Origin of the sequence: Actinosynnema sp. NPDC059797, assembly GCF_042732085.1 — a bacterium.
Classification (GTDB): Bacteria; Actinomycetota; Actinomycetes; order Mycobacteriales; family Pseudonocardiaceae; genus Actinosynnema.
Genome location: NZ_JBHWIE010000400.1, coordinates 1 through 6,127, shown reverse-complemented (window position 1 = coordinate 6,127; position 6,127 = coordinate 1). Strand labels below are relative to the sequence as shown.

Below are 6,127 nucleotides of genomic sequence, written 5' to 3'. Positions count from 1 at the left end.
CGCCGGCGCAGGGCGGGGCGGGGCGCCGGCCGGGATCAGCGGCCGTACCGGCTCTTGAGGTGCCGCCACCAGTCCCGGAACATCCACGCGTCGAACTCGGTGATGTTCGGGGAGCTGCCGGCCTTCATGATGAAGCCGGGCACGCCGCTGGGCGTCCAGTCGTAGAAGTCGTCGAGGCCGAACGTGTGGCCGACCTCGTGCAGGAAGATCGTCACGTCGGTGCTGCCGAGGTTGTTGACGAAGTACTCGCTGCCCACGCGCTGGCCCCAGTCGCCGCCCGCGCCGCCGGACATGCCCGCGGTCAGCCACAGCGACTGGTCGTAGTGCCTGGCCACGCCGCCGGGGCAGTTGCGGTAGGCGCCGTCGCGGACGAAGAACCGGCCGCACGGCTCGGCGCACTGCGGGGCGTTCTCGCGGATGTCGTTGACGTAGATGTCGACGGAGTTGTCGGACCACTGGAGCTGGGCGCGGTCGCGGACCGCCCACCCGACGACCTTCACCGGCACGGAGGCGTAGGGCCAGTTGTTGTGGCCCACCAGGAGGTCCGTCCACTTCCGGTACTGCTCGGCGAGCTTGGCGTGGACGCGGTCGCGCAGCGCGGCCGAGACCGGGGCCGGCGAGTCCCAGCGGACGCAGAAGTTCAGGTGGCCGCCGTTGGCGAACACCTGGTCCCAGCCGTAGTTGCGGAACCCGTACAGGTTGCCGTAGGTGCTCTCCTGGTGCGACCACACCTGGTTCAGCGGGGTGACCAGGTTCGACGGCGGGCTCCAGCCCGGCGGGTTGGCGACGGCCGACGCGGGTGCGGCCAGGGCGCCCGCGGTGGCGACGCCGAGGAGCACCGCCAGGACCTTCCTCTTCCAGGACCGCGGCACTGCGATCCCTCCTTCCGGTTGTGGGCGACGGCGGTCGGCTTTCGGCGGCGGCTTTCGGCTTCGGCGGTGGTGATCGATCGCGGCGTGGTGGCGGACCGTGCTCACCCGGTCGCGCATCCAGCACTCTGGCAGTCGAAAACGTTTTCGGCAATGATGACGACCTTCTGATCCGATTCCCTCACCACTGCACTTGATCTGCGAATACCGTTGAAACGTCATTCGACAAATCTTCGAAAGGGTTTCGATGGGCAGGCAGCGGTCGAACTCGCCGACCCTCAACGACGTGGCCGAACTCGCCGGCGTGTCGATCTCCACGGCGTCGAAGGCGCTCAACGGCAGGGACGAGGTCGCGCCCGCCACGCGGGACCGCGTCCTGCGCGCCGCGGCCCGGCTGTCGTTCCGGCCGAACGCCCTGGCGCGCGGCCTGATCTCGGGCCGCACCCGCACCATCGGCCTGCTCACCGACGAACTGGGCGGCCGCTTCTCGATCCCCGTCCTGCTCGGCGTGGAGAACGCGCTGGCCAACGAGCAGATGTCGGTGCTGCTGTGCGACGCGCGCGGCGACGCGATCCGCCGCCGGCACTACATCGGCACCCTGCTCTCCCGGCAGGTGGACGGGTTCATCGTGCTGGGCGACGACAACGACCTGCGCCCGTCGCTCACCGGCGAGATCCCGGTGCCCGTGGTCTACGTCTACGGCGAGTCCGAGGACCCGGACGACCTGTCGGTGCTGGCCGACGACGAGGGCGGCGCGCGGCTCGCCGTCGAGCACCTGGTGTCGCTGGGCCGCAGGCGCATCGGCCACATCACCGGCCCGCAGACCTACCGGGCCGCCCGCGACCGCGTCACCGGGATGCGGGAGGTGCTGGCCGAGCACGGCCTGACCATGGCGGGCGGCGGACCGCTGCACGGGGAGTGGACGCAGCGGTGGGGCAGGCACGCCGCGCGCGTGCTGCTCGCGACCGCGCCCGAGGTCGACGCCATCTTCTGCGGCAACGACCAGATCGCCACCGGCGTCGCGGACACGCTGACCGACCTGCGCAAGCGCATCCCCGACGACGTGGCGATCGTCGGCTACGACAACTGGGAGGAATTCGCCGCCGACTGCCGGCCGCCGCTGACCACGGTCGACCTCGACCTGGAGGGCCTGGGCGCGGCGGCGGCGCGGCTGCTGTTCGACGCCCTGGACGGGCGGCCCGCTGCGGGCGTGGTGCGCCACCCGTGCCGGTTGGTGGTCCGCGAGTCCACCGCGCCGGTCACGCCCTGACCGCGGTCACGAGCACGCGCCTGAGCAGCGGCATCTTCGGCAACGCGCTGCGCGCCTCCAACCGGATGATGGCCAACCCGGGGTCGTCGGGGCGCTCGTCGCCGAGCGCCGCCTCGTACACCGCGCGCCTGCGCTCCTCCCACTCCGGCCGCTCCAGCACCTCGACCTCGCCGAACCCCGCCGAGCGCAGGACGTCGCCGCAGCGCAGCGTCGCGATCCGCGCCGGGACGCCCTCATCACCGAGCACCCGCGGCTCCCAGCAGGTCAGCGCCAGCCGACCGCCGGGGCGCAGCACCCGCCACAGCTCCCGGGCCACCGCGTCGAGGTCCTCGGCGAACGGGAACGCGTCCACGCACAGCACCGCGGCCGCCTCGCCGTCGGCCAACCCGGTGGCAGCCAGGTCGCCGACCGCGAACCGCGCCCGCGCGCCCAGGCCGAACGCGTCCCGGCGCCTCGACGCCGCCTCGACCGCGACCGGCGACCCGTCCACGCCGCGCAGCGCGGCCCCGGTGCGACGCGCCACCCACATGCCCGGCCCACCCCGCCCGCAGGCGAGGTCCACCAGCGACTCCCCCGGCCCGACGCGCAGGGCGGTCGCGATCTCCTCCAGGCCGGACACCGGCACGAAGGAGAACGGCTCCACCTCCGGCGGCAGGTCCCGGTCGAAGGCGGCCGGGAACACCTCGCGCAGCCACGCCGACCGCTCGACCAGGCGGAAGGCCTCGTCGAAGCTCTTCGGCTACTCGTCCACACCACCACGGTAGGGGCTGGCCGGCCGGCCGCGATACCGTGCGGCGTGCCCTCGGTGTCGTCGTCCTGCTGGACCTCGACCGCGCCCGGTCCGCGATCCTCAAGCCGGTCGTCCGCGGCGACGAGCGGGGCTGGTGGCTCCGGCTCGACGACGCGGTCGCCGCCGTCCCGGGCCTGGTCGGCTGACCGGTTCGGGTGGCGTGCGGTCCTCCACGTCGGGGGGCGTGGCGCCGGCCCCCTATGATTCCGCGGGTGACCGCCTACGACCCCGACGCGTTCGAGCACCTGGACACCTCGGCCCTGCCGCCGCGCCAGCAGCGGATCCTGGCCGTGATCCGGGACTGGGTGGTCCGGCACGGTTACCCGCCCAGCACCCGGGAACTGGGCGAGGCGGTCGGCCTGCGGTCGTCGTCCTCGGTGTCCAAGCACCTGGCGAGCCTGGAGGACAAGGGCTTCCTGCGGCGCAGCGCCTCGATGGCGCGGCCGATCGACGTGCGGCTGTTCCTCCAGCCCGCCGCGCCCCGGCCCGCCGGCGGCTCGGTGGCCGTGCCCGTGGTCGGCGACATCGCGGCGGGCGTGCCCATCACCGCCGAGGAGCACCTCGACGACGTGCTGGAGCTGCCGCGCGAGCTGACCGGGCGCGGCACCGTGTTCGGCCTGCGCGTGCGCGGCGACTCGATGGTGGACGCGGCGATCTGCGACGGCGACATCGTGGTGGTCCGGCAGCAGCACGAGGCGCACTCGGGCCAGATCGTCGCCGCGATGATCGACGACGAGGCCACGGTCAAGGTCTACCAGCGCAGCAACGGCCACGTGCGGCTGGAGCCGCGCAACCCCGCCTACCAGGCGATCGACGGCGACCGGGCCGTGGTCCTGGGCGTCGTGGTCTCGGTGCTGCGCAGCGTCTGAGGCCGGGCCGCGCGGCGTCCGAGCCGGGCTGCGCGGCGCTTCGGGGCCGGCCTGCCCGGCGCCCGGTGCCGGGTCAGCACGCCACGTCGAAGGCGTAGCCCATGCCGCGCGCGGTCCGGATCCGGGTCGCGCCGACCTTGCGGCGCAGCGCCCGCACGTACACGTCGACGATGTTGGAGCCGGGGTCGAAGTCGTAGCCCCACACGTGGGACAGGATCTGCTCGCGGGACAGCACCTGGCCGCGGTGGCGCAGGAACAGCTCCAGCAGCGCGAACTCCCGCGCGGTCAGGTCGACCGCCGTGCCGTCGACGTCGGCCCGCCGGGTGCGCAGGTCCAGGGACACGGCCCCGGCGTGCAGCACGGTGGGCTCGGTGATGGTCTCGTTGCGCCGCAGCCGCAGCCGCACCCTGGCCAGCAGCTCCTCGAACCGGAACGGCTTGGTCATGTAGTCGTCGGCGCCGCCCTCCAGGCCCGCGACGGTGGCGCGGACCGAGTCCTGGGCGGTCAGGATGATCACGGGCGTGGTGTTGCGGCGCTCGCGCAGCGCGCCCAGCACCGAGAACCCGTCGCGGCCGGGCAGGCCCAGGTCGAGCACGAGCAGGTCGAACTGCCCGCTGAGGGCGTGCTGGAGCGCGCTCTCGCCGTCGGCGACCACGGTGGTGGTGAAACCGTTCGCGTTGAGTCCTTTTTGGACGAAGGACGCGATGCGGGCCTCGTCCTCGGCGATCAGGATGCGGGTCACGTGCTGCCTCCGGGTCGGGTGGGGATCTCGATCGCGAAACGGGCGCCCGCGCCCGGCGCGGACGTCAGGCGGACCAGGCCGTGGTGGGCCTCGGCGATGGCGCGCACGATGGCGAGCCCGAGGCCCGCGCCCGCGCGGTGGCCGGCGGCGCCGCCGGTGGAGCCGCGGCCGAACCGCTCGAAGATCGCCTCGGCGTCCTCGGGCCGCACGCCCGGCCCGCGGTCGGCGACCCAGAACGACACGACGCCGCCCCGCACCGCCGAGCCGACCAGGACCTCCGAGCCGGCCTCCGTGTGCTGCACGGCGTTCTGCGCGAGCTGGACGACGGCCTGGGTGACGCGCTGCTCGTCCAGCCGCACCTCGCCCTCGCCGATGGCCTCCAGCCGCCACCGCCGGTCGCCGATCGCGCGGACCTTGGCGTAGAGGTCGCTGGTCAGCTCGGCCACCTCCACCGGCGCGGGCGTGATGAAGTCCGGTTGCTCGGCCTTGGCCAGCAGCAGGAGGTCGCCGACGATGCGGTTCATCCGGTCCAGCTCGTCGGTGCACAGCCGGACCGCCTCGGCGCGCTCGGCCGGGTCGTCGCCCAGCAGCTCCAGGTGACCGGAGACGATGGTGATGGGGGTGCGCAGCTCGTGGCCCGCGTCGTCGAGGAACCGGCGCTGGGTGGCGAAGGCGTGCTCCAGCCGGTCGAGCATCGCGTTGAACTGCTCGGCGAGGGCGGCGATGTCGTCGCGGCCCTCGACCGGGATGCGCCGGGTCAGGTCGTGCTCGGTGATCTCCGCGGCGGCGCGGCGCACCAGCCGCACCGGGCTGAGGATCTGGCCGGCGACGAACCAGGCCGCCGCGCCCGCGAGCACCACGCCGAGCAGCCCGACCAGCAGCAGGGTGCGCACCGTGGTGGCGACCTCGTCGCGATCGCGGTCCACGAAGTAGCCGACCACCAGCGCGCCCCGGTCGTCGCCCGCGCCCACGGCGTCGACCCGGATCCAGCGCATCTCCCCCGCCGGGGTGGCGGTGGCGCCGCTGGTGGCGGGCGCGGTGAGGATCGGGTCGAGCACCTCGGGGTGCTCGCCGAGGCGGAAGGGCTCCTCGCGGTCCTGGAGGATCGGCCCGGAGGTCGGGGTCCAGGCGAGGATCACCTCGTCGTCGTCCACGTACTGGCGCTGGAGGTGCGCGGACAGCGCCTCGCGCACGTCGGCGAACGGCCGGCCGGTGACCCGGTCGACGCCCTCTGCCATCACCTGGCCCAGCTCGGCGGCCTCCTGCTCCAGCGCGGCGTTGACGTCGCGGTCCACCTCGCGCAGGAGCAGGTTGTGGGTGACCAGGGTGGTCGCCAGCGACACGACCGCGACCAGGAGCAGCAGCCAGCCCATGATCCGCACGCGGGCCGGCACCGCCCGCGCGCGGCGCCGCCGCCGCTCAGTCATCGCCGTCGTCGGAGTCCCCGCCCCCGTCGTCGTCATCGTCGTCGCCCGGTGGGACGGGCGGTGGCGGCGCGACCACGACCGGCGCCGGCGGCGCGGGCGGCGCGGCGGTCGTCGGCTCCACCGGCGGCGCGGGCTCCGTCGTGCCGGACTCGCCCGCCCC

The 6,127-nt window shown here is 74.2% G+C and carries 7 protein-coding genes; 3 read left to right on the top strand and 4 right to left on the bottom strand.

Annotated features, from left to right (window positions below):
- Positions 1-35: 35 nt before the first annotated feature.
- Positions 36-872 (bottom strand): zinc metalloprotease, encoded by an 837-nt coding sequence (locus tag ACFV4N_RS38270; RefSeq protein WP_499677572.1) that lies wholly within the window; start codon positions 870-872, stop codon positions 36-38.
- A 244-nt stretch (positions 873-1,116) separates the two neighbouring features.
- Here ACFV4N_RS38270 and ACFV4N_RS38265 point away from each other — a divergent pair, with 244 nt between their 5' ends.
- Complete coding sequence (locus ACFV4N_RS38265) at positions 1,117-2,139, top strand: LacI family DNA-binding transcriptional regulator (RefSeq protein WP_499677571.1); 1,023 nt, start codon at positions 1,117-1,119, stop codon at positions 2,137-2,139.
- Here the strand turns inward: ACFV4N_RS38265 and ACFV4N_RS38260 are convergent.
- Positions 2,129-2,821, bottom strand: a complete 693-nt coding sequence (locus ACFV4N_RS38260; protein WP_499677570.1) for an SAM-dependent methyltransferase — start codon at positions 2,819-2,821, stop codon at positions 2,129-2,131. The two genes, ACFV4N_RS38265 and ACFV4N_RS38260, sit on opposite strands and share 11 nt — an antisense overlap.
- A 107-nt stretch (positions 2,822-2,928) precedes the next feature.
- Between ACFV4N_RS38260 and ACFV4N_RS38255 the strand changes: the two genes are divergently transcribed.
- The gene (locus tag ACFV4N_RS38255; protein WP_499677569.1) at positions 2,929-3,075 is read left to right on the top strand and encodes a hypothetical protein; all 147 of its coding nucleotides are present in this window, start codon (positions 2,929-2,931) and stop codon (positions 3,073-3,075) included.
- Between the two features lie 66 nt (positions 3,076-3,141).
- A complete protein-coding gene (lexA, locus tag ACFV4N_RS38250; RefSeq protein WP_499677568.1) occupies positions 3,142-3,798 on the top strand; it encodes a transcriptional repressor LexA in 657 nt (218 codons plus the stop codon).
- A 73-nt stretch (positions 3,799-3,871) separates the two neighbouring features.
- On the opposite strand, the gene ACFV4N_RS38245 is transcribed toward lexA, so the two are convergent.
- Both ACFV4N_RS38245 and ACFV4N_RS38240 read right to left on the bottom strand, forming a co-directional pair.
- Entirely contained in the window at positions 3,872-4,540 is a 669-nt protein-coding gene (locus ACFV4N_RS38245; RefSeq protein ID WP_499677567.1) for a response regulator transcription factor, read from the bottom strand.
- On the bottom strand, positions 4,537-5,967 hold the full coding sequence (locus ACFV4N_RS38240; RefSeq protein ID WP_499677566.1) for a sensor histidine kinase: 1,431 nt from the start codon (positions 5,965-5,967) through the stop codon (positions 4,537-4,539). Before ACFV4N_RS38240 ends, ACFV4N_RS38245 begins: the two co-directional genes overlap by 4 nt.
- Positions 5,968-6,127: the final 160 nt, after the last annotated feature.